Annotated in this window: 25 protein-coding genes and 2 pseudogenes; 7 read left to right on the forward strand and 20 right to left on the reverse strand. The window is 72.7% G+C overall.

Annotated features, from left to right (window positions below; all coding sequences use genetic code 11):
• Positions 1-368: 368 nt before the first annotated feature.
• A complete protein-coding gene (locus tag ACFWTC_RS35165) occupies positions 369-698 on the reverse strand; it encodes an STAS domain-containing protein (RefSeq protein WP_383921375.1) in 330 nt (109 codons plus the stop codon).
• Between the two features lie 266 nt (positions 699-964).
• On the opposite strand from ACFWTC_RS35165, the pseudogene ACFWTC_RS35170 reads away from it, so the two are divergent.
• Positions 965-1096 (forward strand): annotated as a pseudogene (locus ACFWTC_RS35170) (SRPBCC family protein); the annotation flags it as partial.
• Between the two features lie 104 nt (positions 1097-1200).
• Positions 1201-1389, forward strand: a complete 189-nt coding sequence (locus tag ACFWTC_RS35175; protein WP_383921378.1) for a hypothetical protein — start codon at positions 1201-1203, stop codon at positions 1387-1389.
• 109 nt (positions 1390-1498) lie between these two features.
• Here the strand turns inward: ACFWTC_RS35175 and ACFWTC_RS35180 are convergent, their stop codons facing one another.
• The 3 genes and pseudogenes from ACFWTC_RS35180 to ACFWTC_RS35190 all read right to left on the reverse strand — a co-directional run.
• Entirely contained in the window at positions 1499-1900 is a 402-nt protein-coding gene (locus tag ACFWTC_RS35180) for a hypothetical protein (RefSeq protein ID WP_383921380.1), read from the reverse strand.
• A 132-nt stretch (positions 1901-2032) separates the two neighbouring features.
• Positions 2033-2515 (reverse strand): MSMEG_6728 family protein, encoded by a 483-nt coding sequence (locus tag ACFWTC_RS35185; protein WP_383921383.1) that lies wholly within the window; start codon positions 2513-2515, stop codon positions 2033-2035.
• 171 nt (positions 2516-2686) lie between these two features.
• A pseudogene (locus ACFWTC_RS35190) lies at positions 2687-3061 on the reverse strand (isochorismatase family cysteine hydrolase); the annotation flags it as partial.
• 235 nt (positions 3062-3296) lie between these two features.
• On the opposite strand from ACFWTC_RS35190, the gene ACFWTC_RS35195 reads away from it, so the two are divergent.
• On the forward strand, positions 3297-4373 hold the full coding sequence (locus tag ACFWTC_RS35195; protein ID WP_383921386.1) for an aromatic acid exporter family protein: 1077 nt from the start codon (positions 3297-3299) through the stop codon (positions 4371-4373).
• A 73-nt stretch (positions 4374-4446) separates the two neighbouring features.
• On the opposite strand, the gene ACFWTC_RS35200 is transcribed toward ACFWTC_RS35195, so the two are convergent.
• The 12 genes from ACFWTC_RS35200 to ACFWTC_RS35255 all read right to left on the reverse strand — a co-directional run bounded on the left by ACFWTC_RS35200 (position 4447) and on the right by ACFWTC_RS35255 (position 15745).
• Complete coding sequence (locus ACFWTC_RS35200) at positions 4447-5262, reverse strand: galactosyltransferase-related protein (RefSeq protein ID WP_383921389.1); 816 nt, start codon at positions 5260-5262, stop codon at positions 4447-4449.
• The gene (locus tag ACFWTC_RS35205) at positions 5247-6266 is read right to left on the reverse strand and encodes a glycosyltransferase (protein ID WP_383921391.1); all 1020 of its coding nucleotides are present in this window, start codon (positions 6264-6266) and stop codon (positions 5247-5249) included. The genes ACFWTC_RS35200 and ACFWTC_RS35205 overlap by 16 nt, the downstream gene beginning before the upstream one ends.
• Positions 6263-7330: a glycosyltransferase gene (locus ACFWTC_RS35210; protein WP_383921393.1), complete on the reverse strand. Its 1068-nt coding sequence runs from the start codon at positions 7328-7330 to the stop codon at positions 6263-6265. The genes ACFWTC_RS35205 and ACFWTC_RS35210 overlap by 4 nt, the downstream gene beginning before the upstream one ends.
• Positions 7327-8421 carry a glycosyltransferase family 1 protein gene (locus ACFWTC_RS35215; RefSeq protein ID WP_383921396.1) on the reverse strand — a complete coding sequence of 365 codons (1095 nt, stop codon included), beginning with the start codon at positions 8419-8421 and terminating at the stop codon, positions 7327-7329. The genes ACFWTC_RS35210 and ACFWTC_RS35215 overlap by 4 nt, the downstream gene beginning before the upstream one ends.
• Before the next feature lie 312 nt (positions 8422-8733).
• Positions 8734-8925 carry a hypothetical protein gene (locus ACFWTC_RS35220; protein WP_384029962.1) on the reverse strand — a complete coding sequence of 64 codons (192 nt, stop codon included), beginning with the start codon at positions 8923-8925 and terminating at the stop codon, positions 8734-8736.
• Positions 8926-9013: 88 nt separating this feature from the next.
• Positions 9014-9184 carry a hypothetical protein gene (locus ACFWTC_RS35225; RefSeq protein ID WP_384029964.1) on the reverse strand — a complete coding sequence of 57 codons (171 nt, stop codon included), beginning with the start codon at positions 9182-9184 and terminating at the stop codon, positions 9014-9016.
• Between the two features lie 146 nt (positions 9185-9330).
• Positions 9331-11346 carry a S9 family peptidase gene (locus ACFWTC_RS35230; protein WP_383921403.1) on the reverse strand — a complete coding sequence of 672 codons (2016 nt, stop codon included), beginning with the start codon at positions 11344-11346 and terminating at the stop codon, positions 9331-9333.
• A 39-nt stretch (positions 11347-11385) separates the two neighbouring features.
• Positions 11386-13167 carry an N-acetylglutaminylglutamine amidotransferase gene (locus ACFWTC_RS35235; RefSeq protein WP_383921405.1) on the reverse strand — a complete coding sequence of 594 codons (1782 nt, stop codon included), beginning with the start codon at positions 13165-13167 and terminating at the stop codon, positions 11386-11388.
• Positions 13168-13391: 224 nt separating this feature from the next.
• The gene (locus ACFWTC_RS35240; protein WP_384029966.1) at positions 13392-13700 is read right to left on the reverse strand and encodes a hypothetical protein; all 309 of its coding nucleotides are present in this window, start codon (positions 13698-13700) and stop codon (positions 13392-13394) included.
• Positions 13701-13875: 175 nt separating this feature from the next.
• Complete coding sequence (locus tag ACFWTC_RS35245) at positions 13876-14544, reverse strand: DUF3618 domain-containing protein (protein WP_383921411.1); 669 nt, start codon at positions 14542-14544, stop codon at positions 13876-13878.
• Entirely contained in the window at positions 14520-14978 is a 459-nt protein-coding gene (locus ACFWTC_RS35250; protein ID WP_383921414.1) for a phage holin family protein, read from the reverse strand. The genes ACFWTC_RS35245 and ACFWTC_RS35250 overlap by 25 nt, the downstream gene beginning before the upstream one ends.
• A 2-nt stretch (positions 14979-14980) precedes the next feature.
• The gene (locus ACFWTC_RS35255) at positions 14981-15745 is read right to left on the reverse strand and encodes a hypothetical protein (protein ID WP_383921417.1); all 765 of its coding nucleotides are present in this window, start codon (positions 15743-15745) and stop codon (positions 14981-14983) included.
• Between the two features lie 268 nt (positions 15746-16013).
• On the opposite strand from ACFWTC_RS35255, the gene ACFWTC_RS35260 reads away from it, so the two are divergent.
• The gene (locus ACFWTC_RS35260) at positions 16014-16292 is read left to right on the forward strand and encodes a GlsB/YeaQ/YmgE family stress response membrane protein (protein ID WP_383921421.1); all 279 of its coding nucleotides are present in this window, start codon (positions 16014-16016) and stop codon (positions 16290-16292) included.
• Positions 16293-16427: 135 nt separating this feature from the next.
• On the opposite strand, the gene ACFWTC_RS35265 is transcribed toward ACFWTC_RS35260, so the two are convergent.
• Positions 16428-17522, reverse strand: a complete 1095-nt coding sequence (locus tag ACFWTC_RS35265) for a glutamate--cysteine ligase (RefSeq protein ID WP_384029968.1) — start codon at positions 17520-17522, stop codon at positions 16428-16430.
• A gap of 232 nt (positions 17523-17754) precedes the next feature.
• On the opposite strand from ACFWTC_RS35265, the gene ACFWTC_RS35270 reads away from it, so the two are divergent.
• The 3 genes from ACFWTC_RS35270 to ACFWTC_RS35280 all read left to right on the forward strand — a co-directional run bounded on the left by ACFWTC_RS35270 (position 17755) and on the right by ACFWTC_RS35280 (position 20188).
• Positions 17755-18081: a plasmid stabilization protein gene (locus tag ACFWTC_RS35270; protein WP_383921426.1), complete on the forward strand. Its 327-nt coding sequence runs from the start codon at positions 17755-17757 to the stop codon at positions 18079-18081.
• A 66-nt stretch (positions 18082-18147) separates the two neighbouring features.
• Complete coding sequence (locus ACFWTC_RS35275) at positions 18148-18606, forward strand: SRPBCC family protein (protein WP_384029970.1); 459 nt, start codon at positions 18148-18150, stop codon at positions 18604-18606.
• On the forward strand, positions 18599-20188 hold the full coding sequence (locus ACFWTC_RS35280) for a phytoene desaturase family protein (protein ID WP_383921431.1): 1590 nt from the start codon (positions 18599-18601) through the stop codon (positions 20186-20188). The genes ACFWTC_RS35275 and ACFWTC_RS35280 overlap by 8 nt, the downstream gene beginning before the upstream one ends.
• 168 nt (positions 20189-20356) lie before the next feature.
• Here the strand turns inward: ACFWTC_RS35280 and ACFWTC_RS35285 are convergent, their stop codons facing one another.
• The 3 genes from ACFWTC_RS35285 to ACFWTC_RS35295 form a co-directional block, all read right to left on the reverse strand.
• Positions 20357-21403, reverse strand: coding sequence for an iron-containing redox enzyme family protein (locus tag ACFWTC_RS35285; RefSeq protein WP_383921434.1), 1047 nt, complete (start codon positions 21401-21403; stop codon positions 20357-20359).
• 106 nt (positions 21404-21509) lie between these two features.
• A complete protein-coding gene (locus ACFWTC_RS35290) occupies positions 21510-22196 on the reverse strand; it encodes a HemK2/MTQ2 family protein methyltransferase (protein ID WP_383921436.1) in 687 nt (228 codons plus the stop codon).
• Between the two features lie 580 nt (positions 22197-22776).
• Positions 22777-25050, reverse strand: coding sequence for a catalase (locus ACFWTC_RS35295; protein ID WP_383921439.1), 2274 nt, complete (start codon positions 25048-25050; stop codon positions 22777-22779).
• Positions 25051-25228: the final 178 nt, after the last annotated feature.

Raw genomic sequence — 25228 nt, forward strand, 5'->3', positions numbered from 1 at the left:
CCGGCGCGGCACCCTCCGCCGCAGCCAGCACATCAGCCAGTCCGAACCGGTCCCGCGTCACATCAGCCTCCAAAGGTTGAAGGCTCTCCTTCCCACGAATGACGCGATCACTACCCCGAGCAGTCCGTACGCGCCCCGGCGAGCTGGCACCCGGCGGACGGCAGCCGGGCCTCCTCGGGACCGGTTTTCGGCCGGGCGGCGGACGTGCCGGGGCTGCCGGCACCGCGGGGGGCCGGGGCGTTCCGCGCTCCCGTGGACGGGCTGCCGGCCTGGCCCGTCGCCCGTCCCGAGCAGGGGACGTCAGCAGGGAGCCTCAGGGCTCGCCCCTGGCCCGCCGGAGCGGGGCGGGCGGCGGACACCCCCTAGAGCTAGGGGGCGGTGGGGTCGATGTCGAAGGTCCTGTTGGCGCCCGTCACGGCCAGCAGGCGGGACACCTGGGCGCAGGGGGCGGCCAGGCGGAGGGTGCGTTTGGAGTCGCGGGCCACCAGCCCGGCGCGGATGAGGACGTTCAGCCCGGAGGAGTCGCAGAATTCGACGCGGCTGAGGTCGACGACGACGTCGGTGGGCCCGCCGGTACGGTTCAGGGCCCCGAGGAGTGCCGTGCGCAACGCGGGCGCCGAGTCCACGTCGAGTTCGCCGCTCGGGCGGACCACGATCACCTCCGCGCGTACCTCGGTCTCGACCGATTGCGCTGCCATGCCGGGTCTCCTTCACGTCGCGGGGCTCCCGGTGACCGTACCGGAGGATCTTCCTCGTTGTGACGGCGTGCTGTAGACGGCCCGGTCGGCCGACCATGACGCGGGCGCGGTCCGTGGCGCGGGCAGATGCGCTGTCACGGATGCTTTTCTTTCCTGTTTGGCGGCCATGGTCCGGCGTTCGGCGGGCAGCAGCGTGGGGAGGGGCCATCTTGATCGCGCCCTCCGCCGACGGCCAGTCGGCAGTCCCCACGAGGAAGAGGCCGTTCATGTCGCAGGTCGAAGAGTCCATCGAGGTCGACGTTCCCGTACGGACCGCCTACAACCAGTGGACGCAGTTCGAGACGTTCCCCCAGTTCATGGACGGCGTGGATCGAGACCCGCGGCGCCGAAACCGGCTCCTGGCGCGGCGAGGTCTGAGCACACCACGCCCCGGGCCGGCAGGCACCGGCCCGGCCGGGGACCTCGCCACCACCGCAGTACGAGCACGGACGAGGAGCAGCACGTGAAGCACCGCGAAGGCACGCCAGCACATGATCCCGAGCGGACCTCCCCCGAACTGCCGGACCAGGGTGCCGAGGTCGACGAGCACGGTCGCGCACCGGGCGCGCCCTCCCGCACCGGTACCGGATCCAGCGCACCGCCGGCCGACCCCGATCGTGTCGAAGAGGCCGAGGAGCCGACAGAGCGCTGAGGTGATCCGACTCGGCCCCGGGGCGACGGTGCCCTAGGCATCCCGAAGCGCGGGTCTGCTCCCGGCAGGGGGCCGGGGCCTGCGCGCCGGTGGTACACCATGCGCCCTCTCAGCCCACCAGGGCGACCAGCATCCCGTACTCCAGCTGGCCGGCCTGCCTGGCGGTGAGATGAACGCGGACATCGGGGAGGTGCTCCTTCAAGGCCGTGCAGCCGACGGTGCACAGCTCCTCCTGGCCGGCGGCCCCCGCCGGCACCCACAGGATCAGCAGCGTCTCGTGTCTGCGTGCACCCTCGCGGGTCGCGAAGGCCAGCTCGTGAACGACCAGGCGCGCCGCGTCCGGAGGAAGCGCGTGGAGCAGCTCGTCGTGGGTCAGGTTGCCTTCCAACTCGACCACCAGGTCACACGGCGTCTGCGCAAAGCGGAAAATCACGGTGTTGACGTCACGGCGGTCCTTCACGTGCTGAAGGGCTTGCAGCCCTTGGGGTGACAGGCCGGTCGGGCTACTCACGTTGGTCTCGCTTCCGTCGCGCGCCAGAATGTATGAGCCCAACGACCAGGGCTTGCCGAGGTTGCGTCGGTGTTTCGTCGGAGGGCAGGCAGGCGGGGGACCCGGCTCCCGCCGAGTCGGCGCGCCTGCGCCTCAGGGCTCCTGGACGCCCCCGTCACGGTCGGATGCCGGCCAGACGTACGGGACGTCGTCGGGAACGTCAGGGAAGTGCCCGCCGTAGAAGTCGGGGTCCTTGCGCACCAGTGCGGACTGGTGACTGCGGTGGAAATCGGGGGCACCGAGCCACGGTGGCAGGTCGCCGTCCGCGGCCAGCTGCTCCTGCGTCCTCGTCCGCGCGCCCGGCAGCCAGGCGCGGAAGTCCCGGACCAGCGTGGCGGCGCAGGTGTCGCTGCGCCCTTCCGCCGTCCAGACCGCGCACACGTCCAGTCCGTAGCGCACGAGGGCCTCCTCGTAGCCCGCCCACATCCGTACGGCCGGGTGCCTGCGCCAGCCGTAACCCGGGACGATCAGCCCGCGCAGTACCTGTACGGCTTCGACCCGCTGCTTTCCGAGTCGGCGTGCGTCCAGCACGGCTGCGGAGGCCTGGAACGATGCGAACGGAAGGAAGGTCTGCACGGCTCTCTCCTCCTTCGCTGCGCCTGGTGTCGCTGCCCGGGCCGTACGTCTCCCGTGTCAGGGCGGTTTTCGGCTGGCCCGTGCGCCGCGCCTGCCCCCCGGTGGCCGACGAAAAACGTCCCCGAGCTGGGCGGACCGCTCCCCCGCGGCGGCCCGGGCGGAGCCGTCCTCTCAGCGCAGGGCCTCGGCTGCCGGCAGGATGCGCGCGGCCGTGGTGACCTCCGTCAACCGCAACGCGGCGTCGGCAAGGTCCTGCTGGATGTGTGCCACCGCGTCGCGGACGACCGTGACCGAGAGGTGCCGGATGTGGGCGTCCAATGCGGAGTAGAGCGCGCACTGCTCCGTCACCTGCCCGCACAGGACGAGGCTCGTCATGTCGAGCGCGCGCAGCAGGTAGGCGAGCGGGGTCTCGTGGAAGACGGAGTGGCGTGCCTTGACGACGAAGTACGAGGCGTCGTCCGGTCGGAGCGGCTCGACCAGGTCGGCGTGCGGGCCTGCGAGCGCCGCGTCCACGATCTCCCCGTGAGGGGATCGCCATCTCCCGAAGTAGCGGCCGGGATTCGGACGGGCCCGGCACGGGCGCGGGTTCCGCTACCTCGATGCGTCGGGGAAACCCCTGATGGACGAGGCGCACCGGGCCCGGTGGACGCGCCGCGCGTGAGCACGGATCGGCGGGGCAGACGCGGACCCGAGGAGGTGGTCTGTCTTGCCCGGATGGGTGGACGCGTCACAGAAGTTCCGATCGGCGACCGCAGCGCGGGTAGGCCATCTGAGGCGAGCGGTGAAGGAGCCGGGCAGTGAGCGGGACGACGTGCTCCTCGGTGCCAAGACCGTGGTCGCGGCCACGGCGGCGTGGCTGCTGGCCCGCTACCTGCTGCCGCCGACCGTCTCGACGTTCGCACCGTTCACCGCGCTGGTGGCACTCCAGGCGACCGTGTACCGCTCCGTCCGCGACTGCCTGCAGTACGTGCTGGCCATGGCGACGGGAGCCGCGCTGGCCGCCACGCTGGCAGCCGTGGCCGGCATCCACGGGTGGACGTTCGGCCTCCTCACCCTCGTGGCGCTCTGTGTCGGCAGGATGCGGGGCTTCGGACAGCAGGGCACCCAGGTCGCCGTCGTCGGCTTCTTCGCGTTCTCCTCCGGTCAGGGCCGGATCGACTACATCGGCCACCTGGTCGCGTCCGTGGTCATCGGCGCGCTCTGCGGCCTCGCCGCCCACCTCGTCCTCGCACCCGCCCGGCACACCCACCACCGGCAACGCGCCGTCGCCGACCTCTACACCGCGATGGCCCGCCGTCTCGACGATCTGGCGGACACCCTGGAAGCGACCGATCCGGACCGCGAGCACCTGCGCCATTGGCGGGGCGACTGGCGCAAGCTGTCCGGCGAGTGCGAGCGCATCCGGCACACGATCGAGGCCGAGATCGAAAACAGCCGCATGAACCCCCGCCACATCGTGAGCGACAGGGACCGGGCCCTCCCCCGCGCGCGGGAGGCCCTCGCTCTCGCCGAACGCGTCATGGACCACCTGCGCTCCCTGACCCGGACCCTGGACCATGCCCTGGGCAGCGGGGAGCTCGACAGCCTCCCCAGCTCGTTCCGGGCCCGTTTCAGCGCCGTGCTGCGCGCCTCGGCCTCCGCGATGGAGGAGATCGGCCGGAAGTCCCCCAGCGATCCGGTCCTCCTCGACGCGAAGTTCGACGAAATGGCCGCCGAGCTGGACCGGGTACAGCGGTACGAACGGACGGTCTCGGAGGCCTCCCCCGCCCTCCACGCCCTGCAGGGCACCCTCCTCACGGATGCCGGACGCCTCCTGGCCGACCTCCGATCGGGCCGGCCGGCTCCCGTGGACGCCTGAGGGCATCGCCGCGCTGCGGGCCGAAGCCGAAGCGGCCCGCGCCCGGCAGCCGGATCCACGAGGGAACCCGCCCCTAGCGCCTGCACCACGTGTCGGTGGAGGGGACGTACCGCAGCAGGCCCCGGGCTTCGAAGGAGCGCAGCCACCCCTCCATGGGCCAGGTGCCCCAGCGTGCCTTGTAAAGGGTGCCGTTGCGGAGGATGTCGCCGAGGTGGCGGACCGGAGGACTTTCGGCCGGATGGTACTGGTGGTAGGCCGGGGCGCCGCCCGCCCACCACAGGTCCACTCCCCGCCGGGCCGCGGTGGTGGCGTAGTCGGTGTCCTCGCCGCCGTATCCCGTGTAGTCCTCGCAGAACCCGCCGACGCGTTTCCACGTGCCGGCCGTGAGGGCGAACGACAGCGACCAGAACAGCCGGGGGTCTCCCCCGCGGACGACCTGCCCCTCCGCGGGTGCGGGGCGGGCCGGATGGGGCGGAGCCATGTCGGCCAGGTCGTCGAGCCGGTAGCCGTCGGCGGGCGGGGGCGGCAGGTAGGCGACGGTGCCGCAGAGCAGCGAGCCGTCCCGGGCCGCGCGGGCGTAGCCGTCCAGGAGGGTGGTACCGGGGACGCAGTCCACATCGAGGAAGACCAGCAGGTCCGCCCCGGCCGCGAGAGCCCGTGCGGCGCCGGCGTTGCGGGCGGCTGCCAGGGGCAGCCGCCCGCCCTCCAGCGGCACGGTGAGGACGTCCGCACGCGGGTTCCCGCCGGTGACGGCGTCCTGGATTCCGGGGTCGGCCATGGAGACGACCACGTAGTGGTCCGGCGTACGCGTGCCGCGTGCGAGGCCGTCCTGCTGCAGGCGCAGGTGGGTGTGCCGGCCGGCCGCGAGGGTGATCACCGCGGTGCGCACGCGTCCCGCTCTCCGGGGCGCCCGGCCAGTTCGGTGAGCAGGTGCCCGGCCTTCTGGGCGCCGTCGCCGGTGCTCCAGCACTCCCACCGGTCCCGCCGGGCGGCGGCCGTCCCCAGCAGGTCCGCCCATGCGTGCGGGGGCGGCCAGCTGTCGCGTACGGTCGCCAGGCCTGCCGCGCGCAGGGCGCGCGCGGTGGCGTGCTGTTCCCCGTGGGGGCGGTCCTGCGGGATGACGATGGTGGGGACGCGGGCCGCCGCGCACTCCGCGACGGCGTTCTGTCCCGCGTGGGTGACGACCACGCTCGCGCGGCACAGGACCGGCCACGGGTCGTCGACCCAGGGGCTGTGCGGTCCGCCGAGGACGGTCCACGACCAGTCGGGGGTGGCCCGGGCCGCTGCCTGGATCTGGCTGGTGGCGAGGTCCGCTCCGCCGGCTCCCAGCATCACCACCACCTCCTTCTCCCGGAGCCGGTCGTCGGCGTCGCGCACTCGGACGCCGCGGCCGTCGTAGCGGGAGATGCTGCCGGTGTGCAGGGTCTTGGCGTGCCAGTGCGCGGGCCAGTCCGGTTCGGGGAGGGACTGCGGCCAGGGGGCGATGAGGGCGTCCGCGAGGTCGTAGGCGAGGCGGTGGGCTTCGTCCCCGCGGTCGCCGCGCATGGCGGCGACCACAACGGGCGTGCCCATGAGGCGGGCCAGGGTGGCGGCCTCCACCGATACGTCGCTGACGAACAGGGCGGGGCGCTCCCGCCGGATCCACTCGGCGATGGCGCCCATGCGTTCGCGGTGTTCCGGGTGGTGGGCGGGGACCCAGTGCAGGCGTCCCCGGGCGGTGGCGTCGACGGGGTCGTCGGCGGCGTCCGGCGGAAGGGACACCCAACCACCTTTCCACGAAGGCGGCTTGGGGAGTGAGGACAGGACGGTCACCGGGCCTTGCACGTGTGCGGCGATGCACTCGGCGCGGTGCAGGTGTCCGCGGCCCTGGTGGTGGACGTAGTAGCCGATCACCGCGCCACCTCCTCGTACAGGCTGGTGTAGGCGTCGGCGGTGCGGTCGAGGGAGCAGAACTCCTCCGCCCGCCGGCGGGCGTCGCGGCGGTCGAGCTTGACGGCCCGCGGGATGAGCTCCGCCAAAGCCTGTACGTCTCCCGGCGGGGCCAGCAGGCCGCAGTCGGGCGTGAGGATCTCCGACAGCGCGCCGCGGTCGAATCCGCACACCGGCGTGCCGCAGGCCAGCGCCTCGGCCACCACCAGCCCGTACGGTTCGTCCCAGCCGGGCGTGACCAGGGCGGCACTCGCGCTGCCCAGGAGGTCGGCGAGCTCCCGGCGGTCCAGGTGGCCGACGTAGCGCACGTCGTCGCCGAGCAGCGGCGCGACCCGGTCCTCGAAGTACGCCCGGTCCGATACCGGTCCCGCGATCCGCAGCGGCATCCCGGCCGCACGGGCCGCCTCGATCGCCAGATGGGGCCCCTTCTCGGGGACGAGGCGGCCGGACCACACGAGGTCACCGCCGCCCGGGCCCGGCCTCCAGAAGTCCATGTCGATGCCGTTGCGCACGACGCGGGCGGCGGGCACAGTGGGCCGCCAGGAGCCGGCGGTGAAACGGCTGACGGCCGTGAACGTCACCGGGCAGCTGTCCTGGGCCGTGATGGCGGACTCCAGCCACGGGGTGGGCGGCGTGTGGAGCGTGGTCACCACCGGGACCCTCAGGGCCGAGGCCATCGCGACGGGCAGGTAGTGCAGGCTGTTGTTGTGGACGACGTCGAACCGGTGCTCGCCGTCCCGCGCCAGGTCCAGCATCAGCCCCAGGTAGGCGTGGTGCTCCTCCATCCACGTCACGCTCGGCATGCTGGCGTCGGAGCGGGCCGCCTCGCTCAACACGGTGCGGCGCACCGGCAGTTCCCACGCTCCCAGCTCCGGATCGGAGCCGGGGGCGGCGAAGAGCTCCACGTGGTGGCCGCGCCGGTGCAGGGCGCGCGCCAGCCACCACGTATGGGCTTCCAGGCCTCCCGCGAACGGCTCGCTGATCGGGAAGCGGGCCGATGCGATGAGGGCCACCCGCAGGCGGCTCATCGCAGGGTGGTGGCGTACAGGGCACGGTGGGCGGCGGCGATGTCGTCGCGCTCCTGCGTTCGCTGCTGCGCCGTGGCCCGGGGTGCGGGCCGTTCCTCGTACGCCGTGCGCACCGCCTCGCGCAGCGATTCCTCGTCGAGGCCCCCGCGCTGGGTGTGCCCGTAGGTCAGGCAAGGGCGCTGCTGGGCGTAGAAGCCGCAGTCCGGCGCCGCGACGGCGGTGCCCAGGTCGTGGCACGCCTCCAGCCATCCGGAGTGGGTGCCGAAGCGGTAGGGCAGCACCGACAGGTCCAGGGACGCGAGGTAGTCCCAGAGCTGTTCGTCGTCGTAGTAGTCGTGCACGGTGAGGGTGAGGCGGCCCCGGTCCGCGAGTTCTTCCAGAACCGACAGCAGCTGGGGAACGTGGGCTGCCGAGGCGGGATCCGCCACTTCGCGGTGGATGTTGACCTGGAGCTCGGCGTCCTGGAGTTCGGCCACCGCGTCCGCGAGGACCCGTACGACCGGGAGGACGGCCATGTTGGGCCGCAGGCTCTTGGCGTGCACTCCGACGCGGAACCGGTCGCGGGACGGCCGGGGGCGGGCGAGGCGGGACAGTTCGACCACGTGCGGGTGGGGCAGTACGGTCGCCGTCCGGTTCCAGCGGCTGCGGATGGCCTGGGCGGCGCCGGGGGTGAGGGTGACCAGGTGGTCGGCCGCGGGGATGACGACGTCGAGGGCGGCGTCGTGGGTGGCCGGGTCGGGCTGGTGGGGGTTGCGGAGGTCGTGCACCGTGTACACGAGGGGCTTCCCGTGGTGACGGAGGGTGTCGACGAGCGCGGTGAGCTGGGCCGGGCTCTGGGCGTCGAAGCCGAAGTGCAGGTGGAAGACGTCGAAGTCCTCGTGGTGGGCGTTCACCCAGTCGGGTTCGAGCATGACCGGCGGCCACCAGCGCTGCGACGTACTGGGGGCTCCGTTGGGCCGGGGATCGCGCAGCCGCCGCACGCCGTCGGGCTCCGGGGCGGAGCAGTGCCGTACGTACACGTGGCCGGCGGGGACGGAGGCGACGCGGATGTCACGGGCGGGTCGAGCGTGCGGGGGCTGCCGTTCGGTCACGGTGTGTTCCTTCGGTAGGGGGAGACGACGTACCGCAGCAGGTCGCGCTGACCGCCTTCAGTCTGTTGGGCACCGGGCGGGCACGCACCTGGGGCAGGGGGGTAGGGCGGCGGGAGACGCCGCCCCGCGGCGGGGCGGCGGCGGAGCGGCCGAGGGGTCAGGTGTCCGCCAGGCGGGTGAGGAACCGCTCGGCGAAATGGGCCTGCGCCCACCGGGCGCCGTGGGCTTCGACGTCGCTGCTGCGCAGCACGTCGAGGACCGCCAGGCCCTGGACGAGGACCAGGCACGCCCGGTCCGTCTGGGGGTAGTGCGTCAGCAGCCGTCGGCCGCGCCTGCGTCCGGTGGGGTCCGGGCGACCCTGCCGGCGGGCCCCAGCGCGCACAGGGACGCCAGGACGGCGTCCGCGGGCTGATCGCGGCCGGACCCGACGAACAACAGGACGACCTTGTTCCGCGAGAGGAAGTTCTCGACCGCGTCCGCGTCCGGCAGCTCGATGAGGGCCATGCGTTTCATGATCGTGGTCGCCGCCCGGATGCCACCGGCGACAGGCCGGTCAGCCCGGGACCGGGCGGCGGGTCGTACGCCGAGGCCGTCACCCCTCGCGCGGTACGCGGACGCTCCTCACCTCCGTGTCCATCGCGTCGGGCACGACCATGCCCGCGTCCACCCCGGTCCGCGCGTCGCGCAGGACGTCCCCGGTGAGCCGACCGCGTGGTCGGCTCCGACGGGCTTCCGCCGTCAGCGCCTGTGCCTCCTCCACCACGCCCTGGGGGGGACGTACGGTCGTCGAGTACGGGCGCCTTCGATTGGTCCATGCCGCGCGCCTGCCCCGCGAAGGGAGGTCAAAACGGACATCCGGGCGGCCGGCGCGCCCCTGGTCATGGCGCGGCCCGGCTCCGCCGGCCGTGGTTACCGGCCCCGGTCTCCGTCGAGATGCTGTTCCAGCCAGTCCGCGGCAGCCCGCCGGTAGAGCCGCCGGTTGTCCGCCCGCAGAAACTCGTGGCCCTCGTTGCGCAAGGTCAACTGCCGCGCGGGCAGACCCCGTTCATGTGCCGCGCGGACGAACTGCGCCGATTCCCCCGGCGGCACGTTGGTGTCGTGCTCTCCGTGCACGGTCAGCACGGGAACACGCAGTTGATCGATGCGGCTCATCGGGGACAGGGCACGCAGCAGGTCCCGGTCGTGCTCGGGGTGGCCGTACTTGGCGGCCGCCGACCGGGCGATCCACGGCTCCGTGCCGGCGAAGAACGTGGCGAGGTCCGACATTCCGCAGACCGCGACCCCGGTGCGGAAGAGTTCCGGGTGCCACACCAGGGCGGCCATGGTGAGGTATCCCCCGTACGAGCGGCCCATAACGCCGAGCCGGAGGGGGTCGGCGTACCCGAGCGCGACCGCGCGGGCGGCGCAGTCGGCGACGTCGTCGATCGCCGCGAACCGGCCGGCGCCCAGGTCGGCGTCCACGAAGGACCGGCCCCAGCCGGACGAACCGCGGACGTCGGGGGCGAACACGTCCAGGCCCCGGCTGAGGAGTTCGTGGTAGAGCGGGTTGAACACGGGGCGTTCCTGCTCCTCGGGGCCGCCGTGGAGGTGGATCACGCACGGCGCCGGCCGGCCCGCGTCCCGGCCGGGCGCCCGGTAGTACCAGCCTCCCAGCGTCAGCCCGTCGCGGGCCTGACAGCGCAGGGGCACCGGTCGTACGGGGGGCCGCCCGGGCGGGACCGCGTCCTCGTCGCGGGCCGACCAGCCTGTGCGCAGGGGCACGAGGCCCTCGTCCACTTCCCAGACGCCGGGCCGGCGCCGGGATCCCGACAGGGCCGCGAACAGCCCGCCGCGCTCGACGGGCGCGATGCGGGTCACCACCTCGTGGGGCAGGACAGGATGGTGGGCCGGCCCGACGCCGTCGTCCGTGGAGGCGGGGGGAAGCCCCGCGGTTTCCAACCGGGTCGCGCCGTGCGCGTTCCAGGCGAGGACGGCCCACCGGCCGTGGTCGGGCACGCTCAGCAGATCGAGGCCGCATCCGTCCCGCTCGGCGGCGACGGACAGGCCCTGCACCGCGCCGTCCGCGTCGAGGCGCACGCGCAGCAGGGCCGCGAATTCCCGTTCCGCGTCGCTGCGCAGCCACAGCGTCCGCGCGTCGGGGGAAAACCGGCCGATCCACGGGTCCCCGTCGGCGACGTGCAGCGAGAAGGTGGTGCGGCCGGAGACGAGGTCGAGCACGAGGGCTTCCCGCCGGCCGCGCGGTCCGCGGCGGACGAGCGCGAAGCGGCCGTCCGCGGTGGTGTCGCACACCCGCAGGGAGGCTGCTCCCTCCTCGCCGAACAGCAGCACCGGGGCCGCGGCTCCGTCGGGGTCGAGCAGGTAGGCGGCGAGCCCCCCGCCGCCGGCCCCGCCGGGGCCGGCGGCCGGTGCGCCGCCGCCGCTCAGGGGCGGTACCGGGTACTGGGCGACCGTGACGGCGAGCGCGGTGCCGTCCCGCGTCCAGCACCCGAGGTGGGCCGAGCTGCCGGGTTCGGCGCCCGCGAGGACCTGTCGTCCGGTCCCGTCCGGGCGCACCACCAGGACCCGGGTGTGCTCGCCGCCACCGGGCGCCGAGGTGTAGGCGATCCAGCGGCCGTCCGGGGACCAGGACACCTCCGACACCGGGTCGGGTTCACCGTCCAGCACGTGGGCTTCGGTCCCGCGTGCGGGGCCGCTCCACAGCTGGGGCACCCCGGCCCGGTCGCAGATGAACGCGACGTGTTCCCCCGTCGGGTCGGCCGCCGGGTACCAGCACCCGTGGGCGGCGAGGAGGGTCGGCGGGTCGGCACCGCGGTGGCCCGGCATCCGGACGGGCACGGGGGCCGACGGGGCCGCGCCGGCGGATGCGGTGGCTCCGCGGTGCGGTCCCGACCGGTACTCCAGGGCTTTCACGCGTTCCGGGGGCATGGGCCTCCTCTCCCGGTATCTCACTTCCGGATGTCGCGCTCAGTGGATGCCGTGCGTCTGGAGCCAGATCTCCAAGGACGCCACCTGCCACAGGGTGTTGGCCCCGCGTCTGGTCCGATGGCCGTTGGGCTCTGCCAGCAGCCGGTCCACGGAGCGCCGGTCGAAGACCCCGCGGCGGCGGGCCTCCGGAGCCGTGAGGGCGGCGCGTACGCGGGTCAGGACGGGCTGGGCCATGTTCCGGACCGCCGGCACGGGGAAGTAGCCCTTCGGCCGGTCGACGACCTCCCGCGGCAGGACCGTACGTCCCACGTCCTTGAGCACGCCCTTGCCGCCCTGCGCGAGCTTCAGACCGGGCGGGCAGGCGGCGGCCAGCTCGACGAGCTCGTGGTCCAGGAACGGCACCCTCGCCTCCAGGCCCCAGGCCATCGTCATGTTGTCGACCCGTTTGACCGGGTCGTCCGGCATGAGGGCGTGGACGTCCATGCGCAGGGCCGCGTCGAGGGCGCTTTCGGCGCCCGGGGCTGCCATGTGGGCGCGGACGAAGTCCGTCGAGGCGTCGTGACGGGGAGCGAAGTCCGGATGCAGCACGGCCGTGAGCTCGGTGTGCGTGCGGTCGAAGTACGCGGCCGCGTACGCCTCGTCCGCACCGGCCCGGGTGGCCGCGGCGATCTGCGGATACCAGTGGTAGCCCGCGAACACCTCGTCCGCGCCCTGGCCGCACAGCACGACCTTGACCTTCTTGGAGACCTGCTCCGACAGCATGTGGAACGCCACGGCGTCGTGGCTGACCATCGGCTCGCTCATGGCCCCGATCGCGGATTCCAGCGCGGCGGGAAGCCGGTCGGAAGTGATCAGGAACTGGTGGTGGTCGGTCGAGTACCGGCGGGCGATCAGGTCCGAGTAGCGGAACTCGTCGCCCGCCTCGCCCTTCTCCGGCTCGAACCCCATGGCGAAGGTCGCGAGGCCCTCCTGTCCTTCTTCGGCGAGCAGCGCCACGATGAGGCTGGAGTCGAGGCCGCCCGAGAGGAGCACGCCCACGGGAACGTCGGCGACCGTGCGCCTGCGCACCGCCGTGCGCAGAGCGTCGTGCACCGCTTCCCGCCAGAGCACCGGGTCCCCGCCGAACTCGGAGCTCCGGGTGTACGAGGGCTGCCAGTAGCAGTGGTCACGGTGGGTGCCGTCCGGCTCGACCACGCGGACGGTCGCCGGCGGGAGCTTCCGGACGCCGGACAGCACGGTGCGGGGCGCCGGGACCGTACCGTGCCAGCTCAGGTACTGGTGGAGCGCCACCGGGTCGAGGGAGGTGTCCACTCCCCCGCCCGCCAGCAGGGCGGGCAGGGTGGAGGCGAAGCGCAGGCGGTCGCCGTCCCGGGAGACGTACAGGGGTTTGATGCCGAGCCGGTCCCGGCCGAGGACGACGCGGCCAGTGTGGTGCTCGACCAGGGCGAACGCGAACATGCCGACGAGGAAGTCCACACACTCCCGGCCCCACTGGGCATAGGCCTTGACGACCACCTCGGTGTCGGAGTCGGAGAAGAAGCGGTGTCCGAGCCCTTCGAGGCGGGCGCGCAGCTCCCGGTAGTTGTAGATGCAGCCGTTGAAGGCGGCGGTGAGGCCCAGCTGCGCGTCGGTCATCGGCTGCGCCCCGCGCTCGGACAGGTCGATGATCTTCAAGCGGCGGTGTCCCAGGGCCACCGCACCTTGCGACCACGCGCCTCTGCCGTCCGGTCCCCGCGGCTCCAGCACATCGGTCATCCTTTCGACCGCGGCCAGGTCGGGCCGGCCGCCGTCGAAGCGCACCTCACCACTCAGACCGCACATGGGGCACCTGCCGTCAGCACGGCACCGAACGGGGTCTTCCCGTTCCGTACCTCGCTCTCCGTAGAGCACGGGGTCACGGTCACGTACGCCATCACTGCACTCCTGTGCCGGTTCGGCCCGGCACCGGTCGGGCAGGCCCGAACGGGCGGTCGACATACAAGGCGCCTGCCCGGCCCGGCGGCCCGTAAGCGGACCCCGTGCGCCGGGCCGTCGTGCGCGTCGGGTCAGCGGCGCCCGTCCCCGTCCGGCAGGGGCGCTCCGTCCACAGCGGCCCCCGGCGGCGCCGCTGCCACAGCACGAGGACGCCGAGAGCCGCTCCTCCCCACCAAGAGCAGCAGACCGCCCGTCTCGACCAGGGTGGCGAGGGTGTTCACCCGGGTGGACTCGCGGATGCCGCGCGCGTTCAGCAGCCCCGGGAGGACCAGGAAGACGACGGCGACGAGGACCACCGGCAGCGAGACGAGGGCCGTGAGGTAGTCGCCCGCGAAACCGCGGGCGAGGGCGGCGACCGACACGAGGCTCGCCGCCAGCATGCAGAACCCCGTTAAAATCCGACGGCGGGCCCGAACCAGAGTCTGGTGCCGGGCCCGTCGTCCTCGCGGGACCAGGGTGGGAACGCGCTGGATGCCGAACGGAACGTGGGCTCTCGCCCCTGAGCCCGCCTGGCGGGCACGAGACCCGAGGCCGGCCCCCACCCTGTCCGCCTCGCTACGCGGGAGGGCGCTGCGCGCCGGGGTCGTGACGCACCTCGGCAGGGGTGTCCCGCCCTACCTGGCGGAGTTCGTCGGCCGTCTCCTGGCCTGCTTGCTGCGCATGGTCGGTCGTGGTGGCCACGGCTTCCTGAGCCGTTCCCTTCACCGTTTCCACGGCGTCCGCCACCGGCTCCTTCAGTTCTTCCCGCACCTCTTGGGCGGCATGGAGAGCGGTCTGCTTGACCGGTTCCAGCAACTCGTCGGCATGGTCACGGATGTGCTGTCCCGCATGCTCCTCGACCTCGGTGGTCGGCAGGAGAGCGGCCGCGAGCATGCCGGCGCCGAAGGCCATCAGACCGGCGGCCAGCGGGCTGCCCTGGGTCTGCCGCTTGATCTGGGCCGGGGCTTGCTGAACGGTGTCCTGCACGCTTCCAGCAACCTCCCTGGCCGTGTCCGTCACGCTGTCCGCAGCCTGGTGCAGGCTCCCGGAAGTGCCATGCGTAGCGTCCTGTGCCGTGCCCATCACGCGCTCCTTCACTCCGCTCGCCCGGTGGCGCATCGCGTCGACCTTGCGCTGGGCCACCTTGCTCGGGGTCATCCTGTCCGCCAGGAGGTCGACGTTGCGCGCCAGGTGCGCGCGCCGGTACTCCACGTCGGTCCTCAGCTCGTCGGGTGTCGTGCCCATCGCGCGTCCTCCTTCAGGGTTTCCACGGTCTGCTCGGGCTTGAGGTTGACGGCGCGCAGGCGCTTGCGGCCCGTCACGTACAGCACCCCGCCCACCACGCCCCACAGAGCGGTGACGATCAGGGCGGCCCAGGCCGCGTCCATCACATTGGCCAGGGCGAAGACGACGGTCAGACTGCCGAACAGGAGCACCAGGTGTCCGGCGTAACCCGCTCCGCCGAGCATGCCGACCGCTTTGCCGGCCTTGGCGGACTCCTGCTTGATCTCTGCTTTGGCCAGTTCGATCTCGTCACGGACCAGCTGGGACAGGTCCTGACCGATCTCCCCGATCAGGTCGCCGATGGACGGCTCCGTCGCCGCCGACGGCGGGGGCACCGGGGGCGTTGCCTGAGGCGGGGCGGGCGACGTCGGTCGTTCGTGAGAGGAAAGGGCCATGCTCAGATCCCTCCCCCGGGCTGCGAGGGGCCGCCGTACGGTGACGGGCTTGCCGGCGGATAGGCCGGCGGTGTCGGGGTGACGTGCGGCGGCTGTGACTGCCCGTACGTGTCGAGGGGGTCCTCGTAACCGGCGGGGATACCGCTCTGCTGCGGTCGGGGCCCGCCCACGGGGCTCGCCTCTGCCGAGCCCGTGGAGGGCCGGCTGACGGCGGGAGCAGGAGCGCCGGGGTCCGCGGAGGAGCCGCCCGAAGCGGGCGACGACGCGGCCGCGCTCACGCTCTTGCCCGCACGCGCGACGACGAAGCCGGCCAGCGCCGCGCCCGCGAGGAAGACACCCGGGCGGCGGCGCGCGAAACTCTGCAGGTCGCTGATCAGGCCGTCGGGGCCGCGCTTCTCCACGTGGGCGGCTACCTGATGTCCGCCGTCGGCTATCTGACGGGCCACATCCGCCATGGTCGAGTCGGGCTTGCCGTTCTCGCCCAGTTCCCGCAGCTCCTGCGAGAGCCGACGCACGTTCTCCGCCAGCCTCTGGGTCTGGGTCTCGGCCTGACCCGTCAGCTGGGTACGCAGTTCTCCGACGAGGTCCCGAGCCTGAGCTGTGGCCTCGCCGACCACGTTCGCCGCCTGTTCCTTGGCCGTACCGCCCACTTCGGCGGCCTTGCCACCGACCAGCGACGCGCTCTCACCGGCCTTGTCCTGAACTGTGTGCGTTACCGCCGCCGTCCTGCTGTCGTCCTGGCGGTTCGCATTCTGGAAGTCACTCAAGGCTCCTCCTGGTGAATGGCATTCGAACGCTTCAGGGGGCGCCTGCCCCCCTTTCGAGCACGCACCCACATGCGGCCTGCCGGAACTGCCCCGATCGGAGGACGGCCGGTCACCGGCCCGCTCTGCTTGCTCCTGACGCCGGGAACCGCCCTTCGGCCCTACCCGCCGGTTCGAAGGTCCCGTTTACGTCCGGCGCGCGTTTCAAAGCGCGAGACGGGTGAAGAAGCGACGTGACACCGACCTCGTCCCACACGGCAGGAGACACATCGTGGGCATCATCGCTTGGATCCTCATCGGGCTGCTTGCCGGCTTCATCGCGAAGGCGCTGATGCCGGGCAAGGACCCGGGCGGCATCATCATCACCATGCTGATCGGTATCGCCGGCGGCCTGCTAGGCGGCTGGCTCGGCAAGGTCATTTTCGGCGTCGACTCCATCGACGGCTTCTTCGACCTCTCCACCTGGATCGCCGCGATCATCGGCTCCGTCATCCTCCTCGTCGTCTACCGCCTCGTCACCGGCAACCGGCGCACGCACCGGCACGCCTGACCGCGGCGACGGCCCGCGAGGCTCCCCGCAGTCGTCTCTGCCCGGTCCCCCTGAGGGGCCGGGCAGACGCCGTGGCCCATGTCGTAGGACCAGCCGGCTCCGGAGTGGACGGGCACGAGCGTCCACGCCCGGACGTCAGTCGGTCACGGCGGCGCCGGTCACCAGGCCGATCAGCCCCGGCAACCCGCCCTCGGCCAGCGCACGGCGCTGCCGATCGGCGGGAGTGCCCCCCTGCAGCAGCCGGTGGACCAGTGCACTCACTTCCCGCAGGTCGCCCGCCTCCTCCAGGGCCGGGGTGATGTGCCGCAGCAGCGAGGCCACCACGTCCCCGCTGCTGTGCGGGACACCGAGGGCGTCCACCAGGGTTCCGTTCAGGCCGTACCGGGCCGCGTGCCAGGTACCGGCCTGCACCAGTTCCGGCGCGACCACCGCCAGCGGCGCTCTCGACTTCTCCTCGGCGATCGCCGTGGTGACGAGCCCGCGCACGATACCGGCGAACATGACGGCGTCGTCGGCCCGCAACTGGACGTCCAGGCAGCGCACCTCGACGGTCGGGTAGCGGTCGGACAGTCGGGCCTGCCAATACACCTGACCGCGGTCCGCGATGACCCCCGAGGCCACCAGGGCGTCCAACCGCTGTTCGTAGTCGGTGAGACCGCCGAAGTGCGGCGGCGGGCCGCTGACGGGCCAGCGGCCGAAGACGATGGTGCGCCAACTGGCGAACCCGGTGTCCCGCCCGTCCCACATGGGCGAGTTGGCGGACATGGCCAAGAGCGTGGGCAACCACCCCCGGATCCGGTTCAGCACCGCGACGCCCGTCTCCGGATCGGGGACCTCGACGTGGACGTGCATCCCGCAGATCAACTGCTCGTCGACCAGTTGCCGGGCCTCGCCCTCCATCTTCAAGTAGCGCGGTGTGGGAGTCACCGGTACGGGCAGCGCACCGCGCAGCGGCGCCGCACCCGTGGCGGCGATGCGGCAGCCGTTCGCCTCGGCCGCCGCGGCGACCGCATGACGCAGGCGCAGCAGGTGGCCGCCCGCCTCGTCAAGGCCCCAGCACACGGGAGTGGCCACCTCGATCTGCGCCTGCAACAGCTCGTCCTGCACCTCGTCGCGCTCCGCGAAGGGCCCCAGCCCCGCCGTGCGACGGACGTCCTCCACCGCTGGTGAGGGCACGGCCGTGGAGGGGTCCACCAGCAGATATTCTTCTTCCACGCCTACAGTGATCACGTCGTGCGACTACCCCGCCACACCATGATCACGCTCCGGAGCCGGCACGCACGCCCGCCCGCCCGTCTACCGGATGTTTCACCGCTCCGCGGCCCGCACGGGCAGATCACGATGGGCCCCCGCACCCTCGGCTCCCCGTGCGCGGGCATGCCGACCGGTCCCGCGTGAGATGCGGCCCGATCCGGGTACGCGCACCATGACCGTGACATCAGCGTCGATGGAGGGTTGCGTCATGCCGCGAGGATCCAGTGCCAAGCGCGAGCGCCAGTACGAGCACATCAAGGAGTCGGGCGAGAAGCGCGGCATGTCGGAGGACCGGGCGCAGGAGATGGCCTCCCGCACGGTGAACAAGGAACGCGCCCGTTCGGGCGAGAGCAAGACCGCGAGCCCCAGTTCCACCCGGGGGAAGTCCGCGTCGCAGCGCGGTGGCGAGAAGTCCCGCGGTGGCAGCCCGTCCGAACGCACCAAGGACGACCTCTACCAGGAGGCCAGGAAGCGCGGCGTCGAGGGCCGATCGACGATGACCAAGCAGCAGCTCAGGAACGCGCTCGGCCACTGAACTCCAGGGCCTCGCAGAGGCCCCGAGCTCGGTACCCCCACCGTCCCGGTCGTCAGAGGAGTTCTCGTGGCCGTCCGTCATCAGCTCATCCACCGCTCGCCCCCTGCGGTCTGGGCCGTACTGGCCGACCCGCACCGCTACGGAGAGTGGGTGGTGGGCCCGTCCGAGTCGACGCCGCTGGACCACTCCTGGCCCGGAACGGGTGCCCGGCTGCGCTACACGATCCGGCTGGGGCCGTGGTCCGCGGAGGGCACGACGACCGTCCGCCACCAGGTGACCGGCAAGGAGCTGGAGCTGGAGGCGGCATTCAAGTCCCTCGGCACGGCGAGGATCTTCCTCCAGCTCAGGCCGTGGGGCGAGGAGACCCTCGTCGTCTGCGACGAACACCCGCTGCGCGGCCTGGGAGGGACCCTGCACAACTCCGTCAGCGAGGCGGCCCTCCAGCTGAGGCACCGGGGCATGCTGGCCCGCCTGGCCAGGGTCGTCGAAGAGCAGCCCGAGCACGAGACGGTACGGCGTGCCTGACGCGGTGGTCATCGGCGCGGGTCCCAACGGCCTGGTGGCCTCGAACCTGCTGCTCGACGCCGGGTGGAGCGTGGAGGTCCTGGAAGCCCAGGACGAGCCCGGAGGCGCCGTACGAAGCGACCGCGGGGTGCATCCGGACTACGTCTCCGACGTCTTCAGCGCCTTCTACCCGCTCGCGGCCGCCTCCCCGGTGCTCTCGCGCCTCGACCTCGCCGCCGAGGGCCTGCGCTGGACCCGCGCCCCGAGCGTGCTGGCACACCCCCTGCTCGACGGCGGGTGCGCCGTTCTCGAACGCCACGTGGAGGACACCTGCGCCGGTCTCGCGACGTTCGCGGCGGCCGACGCCGAGGCCTGGCGGAGCATGTACCGGACGTGGAGCCGGGTCGGGCCGGACCTCGTACAGGCCCTGTTCACGCCCTTCCCGCCGGTCCGGTCCGGGCTCCGGCTGGCCGCGAAGCTCCGGGCCTCCGGGGGGCTGCGGCTGGCCCGGAAGCTGGCCCTGCCGGTGCGGCGCCTGGGCGAGGAGGAGTTCGCCGGGGAGGGCGGCCGTCTCCTGCTGGCCGGCAACGCCCTCCACGCCGACCTGTCCCCCGAGGCCGCGGGCAGCGGCGGCTTCGGCTGGCTCATGTCCATGCTCGGCCAGAGCCACGGCTTCCCCGTGCCCGTCGGCGGCGCCGGCGCCCTCACGGCGGCGCTCGTCAGCCGCTTCGAGCGCCGCGGCGGAGTCCTGCGGTGCGGGGAGCGCGTCGCGTCCGTCGTCGTACGCGGCGGCGCCGCCGTCGGGGTCAGGACGGCCGGCGGGGAAACCGTCGACTCCCGCCGGGCCGTACTGGCCGACACCTCCGCGCCCGCCCTGTACCGGGACCTCGTCGGCGAGGAGCACCTGCCGTCCCGCCTCGTCCGGGACCTGGAGCGCTTCCAGTGGGACTTCGCGACGTTCAAGGTCGACTGGGCCCTGACCGGCCCGGTGCCGTGGACGGCGCCCGCAGCGGCCGGGGCGGGCACCGTGCACGTCGCCGACGGCGTGGACGGTCTCACCCGCTTCGCCTCGCAGATCGCCATGGGACACGTCCCCGACGAGCCGTTCGCCCTCTTCGGCCAGATGACCACCACGGATCCCAGCCGCTCACCGGCCGGTACGGAATCGGCCTGGGCCTACACCCACCTCCCCCAGCACATCACCGCCGACGCGGGCCCGGACCGCATCACCGGCAGGTGGGACACCGGCGAGCAGGAGGCCATGGCCGACCGCGTCGAAGCACAGGTCGAACGCTTCGCACCCGGCTTCCGTACGCTGATCGCCGCACGCCGCATCCTGGCCCCCACCACCCTCCAGGCCATGGACGAGAACCTCCACAACGGGGCCATCAACAACGGCACCACCGCCCTCCACCAACAGCTGGTCTTCCGCCCCACGCCCGGCACCGGCCGCCCCGAGACCCCCGTCAAGAACCTCTACCTCGCCTCCGCGGCCGCGCATCCGGGCGGCGGGGTCCACGGCGCACCCGGCGCGAACGCCGCCCGCGCGGCCCTGCGGCCCACCGGCCTGCACACCCTGCTGCACCGCGCCCAGCGCGTCTGACCGCGCTCGTACGGGCAGGCCCTGCCGCGGGAGCACCCCGTCCGGCGCTGTCCGGGCGTCGATACCGTGCCCGTGGACACATGGAGGCCAGGCGGCGGGTGCGACGGTGGCGGCGGGTGCCGGAGTCCTCGACCCGCGGCCCCGTGCGCCGCACGGGTGGAGCGCCGCTCAGTCCGCATGTGGCTCCCTCGGGTCGGCGAGCGGGGCGAGCAGCGCGGTGCCGCCTGCTGCCCAGGCTGCGGAGATGTGGTCGGCGAGGCGGTCTTCGAGCAGGAGGGTGGCCATGCAGCCGAACGCGATGTCGGCCTCCAGTTCGGGTTCGTCGGCGAGGAGGCCGCCGATGACCTCGTGGCGCACCACTTGTTCGTGGACGGCGTCGGCCTCCACGTGCTCGGCGTAGAAGTGCTCCGCGGCCGCTCCGGCCCCGCAGCGCCGCATCGCTCTGGCGAGACGTCGGGAGCCTGGGGAGGAGGTGACCTCGACGCAGGCGAAGTGGCCGACGAGCGCGCCGCGCAGCGCCCGGTGGAGCCCGAAGAGGGACATCAGGTTGACGGTGGCGAGGAGGGGGGCGGGGGCCTGGCCGAGGTAGCGGCCGTAGGCGGGGTCGAGGCCGAGGTCGACCATGAGGTCCGCGAAGAGCTGTGCGTGCATGTTGTCGGCCCGGCCGGCCCCGAACTCGTCGTATTCGATGGCGACCATTGCGGCCTTGGCGCGGCCGGTGAGGCGGGGGATGACCCAGGCGTGCGGGTCGGCTTCCTTCAGGTGGTAGAGGGAGCGCAGCGCGGCGTATTCGCGCAGCTGCCACAGTTCTCCGTCCTTCTCCAGGTGGTGGCTGAGGCTGCCGGAGAGGTCCACGGGTTCGACGAGGAGCGGTGCGAAGGCCTTCTCGACGGTTCGGGGGGTTTCGTGCAGTTCGGTGCGAAGGGCGTTGAGGAAGCGGTCCTCCATGGCCTGGCGCAGCCGCAGCAGGTCGGGGTCCCATTCCCGGTCGTCGGCCACTTCGTCGAAGCCCCGGTAGTGCAGCTCGTAGAGGAGGTAGAGCGCGAGGTGGAGGTCCTCGCCCCACGGGTCCCCTTGCCGTACCGCTCCGGGTGGGTAGACCGGGGCGGCACCGGTTCGCAGGGCGTGGACGACGGCGCTGGAGAGCTCTCCGCGCGGATCGGCCAGGGCCGGTCCGGCTGTGGTCGCCGTCGTGCTGGTGCCGGGTGGGGTCATGAGGGAATCCTGTTCTCGCCAAATCGGGCGGGTCGTTCGCGGGGGCGGTGGCTGGTGTCGCACCACGGGTGGGTACGGCTGCGGCGCCAGGTGGTGTTCGGGGCTGTCAGAGGTACCGGGCACGGATGACCACCAGCTCCTCCAGTTCCTCGGCTTCGGCTGCCAGCCCCTGCTGCTCCAGCCACGCTCGGCGGGAGCGCAGCACGGGCCCCCAGGGCACGAGCGCGCGGGCGGTGACCTCCGCGGTCAGCCCTACGGCGGTCATCCGGTCGACGGTTTCCCGTGCTCCGCACATGGCGGAATGAACCACGAGCAGTACGCCGCCCGGACGCAGAAGGTCGGGGGCGCTGATGCAGATCCGGTCGATGACCGCCCGGCCGTCGCGGCCGGCATCCCACGCGCGTTCCGGCCCCCGTACGGGAAGCTCGGCTCCCGGGGCCGGGACGTAGGGCGGATTGGCGATGACCAGGTCGAACCGGCTGCCGGTGACCGTCGAGGCGAAGTCGCCGTGGACCAGGCGCAGCGGCAGCCGCTGCCGGACGGCGTTCAACCGGGCGGTGACCACGGCGCGCCAGGAGACGTCGACCGCCGTGACCCTGGCTCCCCGGCGTGCGGCCTGGAGGGCCAGCGCACCGGTGCCCGTTCCGATCTCCAGAACATCCGCTCCGGGTGTCAGGCCTTCTTGAGCGAGTGCTTCCGCCATGAGGCGGGTGTCGCCCTGCGGCTGGTAGACGCCCGGTAGGGCGAACAGTCCGGCGGGCAGGGTGCCCGACGTCAAAGCCGTACTGGCCACGGTGGTACCTCCGTGATGGGTGTGACCCGCTCGCGGGCCGGCGGCCGTCGGCCGCTTCGCGCCACTGCCCCCTGCCGGGCGACTCATCCGACGCTCGGGCGATCATCTGGCCGGATGCTCGGGGGCTCTGCATCCGGGCCGCATACCGAGTCGACGGTGCCACGAACCGCGGGCCGCCTCCACCCGAAGCATGATCGGGTGTCTTCCAGGAGTGCGCACGCTCCTGTACCGCGGGGCGGGAGCTCTGCGCCGGGTGCTGCGGCGGCTGCCGTACCGGAAGGGGCCGATCAGCGGTGGGACCACGACCACACCGGCGAGGACGGGGAAACGGCCGCAAGGGGGTCATGCCAGGCGTCTACCCGGAGTGAGCCCGTTCACGGGACCGGACGATGAGTGCGCCGGATGTGCGGACGGAACCGCTGAGGGCCTGCGCCGCCGTACGCGGGCGTCCTGCTGACGGAGGGCGACGGGTCTCGGAGACGGCGCGGGTGACGTGCGGCGAGCCCCGGACCGTGGTGGTCCGAGGCTCGCTGACGCCCTCCCCGAGGCCCCTGGGGGGGGGGGCATGCCGCGCGGCGGGTCAGGTTGCGGCGGGGAAGCGTGCCCAGACGCGGTGGGCTGCGAGCAGCTCCAAGAGTTGCGGCAGCCCCTGGGTACCCTCGGTGAGGGTGACGCCGGGTTCGCCGACGGAGATCCCGGCGGCCTCGAAGAGGACTTCGGCGCCGCCCCAGCCCGCGAGGGCCTTGCCGTGCTGGTAGGCCTCGGTGAGGAGAGCCAGGACACGCGGGTCGCTGACGGGCGGCTTGGGGGCTCCGGCCTTCGCGTCGCGGGCGCCGTAGGCGTCGGCGCCCAGTCCGGGCACGCCCGCGAACACCAGCGCGTCGAATTCGACCGAGCGGGCGGTGGCGAAGGTGCGCTGGACGGTGACCGGGTCACCGTCGGCGCCGAGCACGCCTCCGGCCGGGGCGATGACCAGGGGCACCATGCCCGCGTCCAGGACGGCCTGGCGGGCTTCGCGCACGCCGGTCATATCGAGGGCCTGGCCGGTGACGATGCCGATGACCCGTCCGTCCAGGGGCCAGGTGCGGCCGATCTGGGACAGGGCGGGGCTCGGGCGGGCATCTGCGAGGGGCTCGGTGGCGGCCGGCGCGGGCAGCCCGAGCCCGACCGCGACCTGGGCGCACAGCTCGGGGTCGATGTTGGCGAGTACGGCCAGGGTGCGTTCCTTGACGGCCTGCTCGTAGCACTTGGCCAGCTCGAACGTGTAGGCGGCGATGATGTGCTCGCGCTCGATCGGGCTCATGCTGAGCCAGAACAGGCGGGGCTGGGAGAAGTGGTCGCCGTAGGAGACCGGTGCCTCGCGGACCTTGCGCCCGGCCGGTACCTCGACCGGCACTTCGATGAACGCTCCGGTGTCGGCGCCGGCGAAGAAGGGGCAGCCGCCGTCGAGGCTGTTGGGCTTGTACGGGGCGACTCCCCGGTGCACGGCCGTCTGGTGCATGCCGTCGCGCTGCATGTCGTTGACGGGCGCGTGGGTGCGGTTGATCGGCAGCTGCGGGAAGTTGGGGCCGCCGAGCCGGGTGAGCTGCGTGTCCAGGTACGAGAACATCCGCCCGGCCAGCAGCGGGTCGTCGGTGGCGTCGATGCCGGGGACCAGGTGGCCGGTGTGAAAGGCGACCTGTTCCACCTCGGCGAAGAAGTTGGACGGGTTCGCGTTCAGCGTCAGCAGCCCCACCGGCTTCACCGGCGCGAGCTCCTCCGGCACGATCTTCGTGGAGTCGAGCAGGTCGATCCCCTCGAACATCTGGTCCTCGGTGTCGGGGAAGGTCTGGATGCCCAGCTCCCACTGCGGGAAGGCACCGGACTCGATGGCGTCGAAGAGGTCCCGGCGGTGGAAGTCGGGATCCACCCCGGCCAGGATCTGCGCCTCTTCCCAGACGAGCGAGTGCACGCCCAGCTTGGGCTTCCAGTGGAACTTCACCAGCGTCCTGGTGCCCTGGGCGTTGACGAGGCGGAACGTGTGGACGCCGAACCCCTCCATCATCCGGTAGGAGCGCGGGATGCCGCGGTCGGACATGTTCCAGAGGGTGTGGTGGGTGGCCTCGGTGTGCAGGGACACGAAGTCCCAGAACGTGTCGTGGGCGCTCTGCGCCTGTGGGATCTCCCGGTCCGGGTGCGGCTTGCCGGCGTGGATGACGTCGGGGAACTTGATCGCGTCCTGGATGAAGAACACCGGGATGTTGTTCCCGACCAGGTCGAACACGCCTTCCTCGGTGTAGAACTTCGTCGCGAAGCCGCGGGTGTCGCGCACGGTGTCGGCGGAGCCGCGCGATCCGAGGACGGTGGAGAAGCGGACGAACACCGGCGTCTCGACGTCCCCGGCGAGGAAGGCTGCCTTGCTGACGGCTTGCGCCGTACCGTAGGACTGGAAGACGCCGTGGGCGGCCGAGCCGCGGGCGTGGACCACGCGCTCCGGGATCCGCTCGTGGTCGAAGTGCATGATCTTCTCGCGCAGGTGGTGGTCCTGCAGCAGCACCGGCCCCCGCGGGCCCGCCTTCAGCGAGTGGTCCGTATCCGGCAGGCGGACGCCCTGCGCGGTGGTCAGGTACGCGCCGCTCTGCGCCATCCTGGCCTGTTCCGCACCGGTGGGCTGCCCGGTCGGGCTGACCGTCTCCGGGCCGCTCTGGTCCGCCTTCGGCGGCAGCGGTTCGACCGGCGTCGTGGGCTCGACGAGCTGCGGGGAAACCGGTGCCGGCTTGCCGGGGATGCCGTCCTCCGGTCCCGCGGTCGGACCGGCATGCATAACGTCGGCGATCTTTTCGGCGACCGCCTTCACCGGATTCTTCTCGGACATCACGTCTCCAGACGCAGGGGGCCCTCGGGCCCTACACCCTTGACCCGAGGGCTGTAGCCCGAAACCCCGCTGGGCTATCCGGCCCCCCCCCGTTATGTTTTTCGTGGTCCTGCAATGGGGCCGCTGGCCTCCGGGCCCGGTATGACTGTGTCCCCTCTGTCGAACGAATGACCTGGGG

The sequence above is a fragment of the Streptomyces sp. NPDC058619 genome (assembly GCF_042717785.1).
Lineage (GTDB): Bacteria > Actinomycetota > Actinomycetes > Streptomycetales > Streptomycetaceae > Streptomyces.

Excerpts from the sequence above, each read along its gene's own strand:
- ACFWTC_RS35165 (WP_383921375.1), bottom strand. The coding sequence starts at position 698 with ATGGCAGCGCAATCGGTCGAGACCGAGGTACGCGCGGAGGTGATCGTG.
- ACFWTC_RS35210 (WP_383921393.1), bottom strand. The coding sequence starts at position 7,330 with ATGAGCCGCCTGCGGGTGGCCCTCATCGCATCGGCCCGCTTCCCGATC.
- ACFWTC_RS35220 (WP_384029962.1), bottom strand. The coding sequence starts at position 8,925 with ATGGCCCTCATCGAGCTGCCGGACGCGGACGCGGTCGAGAACTTCCTC.
- ACFWTC_RS35230 (WP_383921403.1), bottom strand. The coding sequence starts at position 11,346 with ATGCCCCCGGAACGCGTGAAAGCCCTGGAGTACCGGTCGGGACCGCAC.
- ACFWTC_RS35235 (WP_383921405.1), bottom strand. The coding sequence starts at position 13,167 with ATGTGCGGTCTGAGTGGTGAGGTGCGCTTCGACGGCGGCCGGCCCGAC.
- ACFWTC_RS35240 (WP_384029966.1), bottom strand. The coding sequence starts at position 13,700 with ATGCTGGCGGCGAGCCTCGTGTCGGTCGCCGCCCTCGCCCGCGGTTTC.
- ACFWTC_RS35245 (WP_383921411.1), bottom strand. The coding sequence starts at position 14,544 with ATGGGCACGACACCCGACGAGCTGAGGACCGACGTGGAGTACCGGCGC.
- ACFWTC_RS35250 (WP_383921414.1), bottom strand. The coding sequence starts at position 14,978 with ATGGCCCTTTCCTCTCACGAACGACCGACGTCGCCCGCCCCGCCTCAG.
- ACFWTC_RS35270 (WP_383921426.1), top strand. The coding sequence starts at position 17,755 with ATGCCGCGAGGATCCAGTGCCAAGCGCGAGCGCCAGTACGAGCACATC.
- ACFWTC_RS35285 (WP_383921434.1), bottom strand. The coding sequence starts at position 21,403 with ATGACCCCACCCGGCACCAGCACGACGGCGACCACAGCCGGACCGGCC.
- ACFWTC_RS35295 (WP_383921439.1), bottom strand. The coding sequence starts at position 25,050 with ATGTCCGAGAAGAATCCGGTGAAGGCGGTCGCCGAAAAGATCGCCGAC.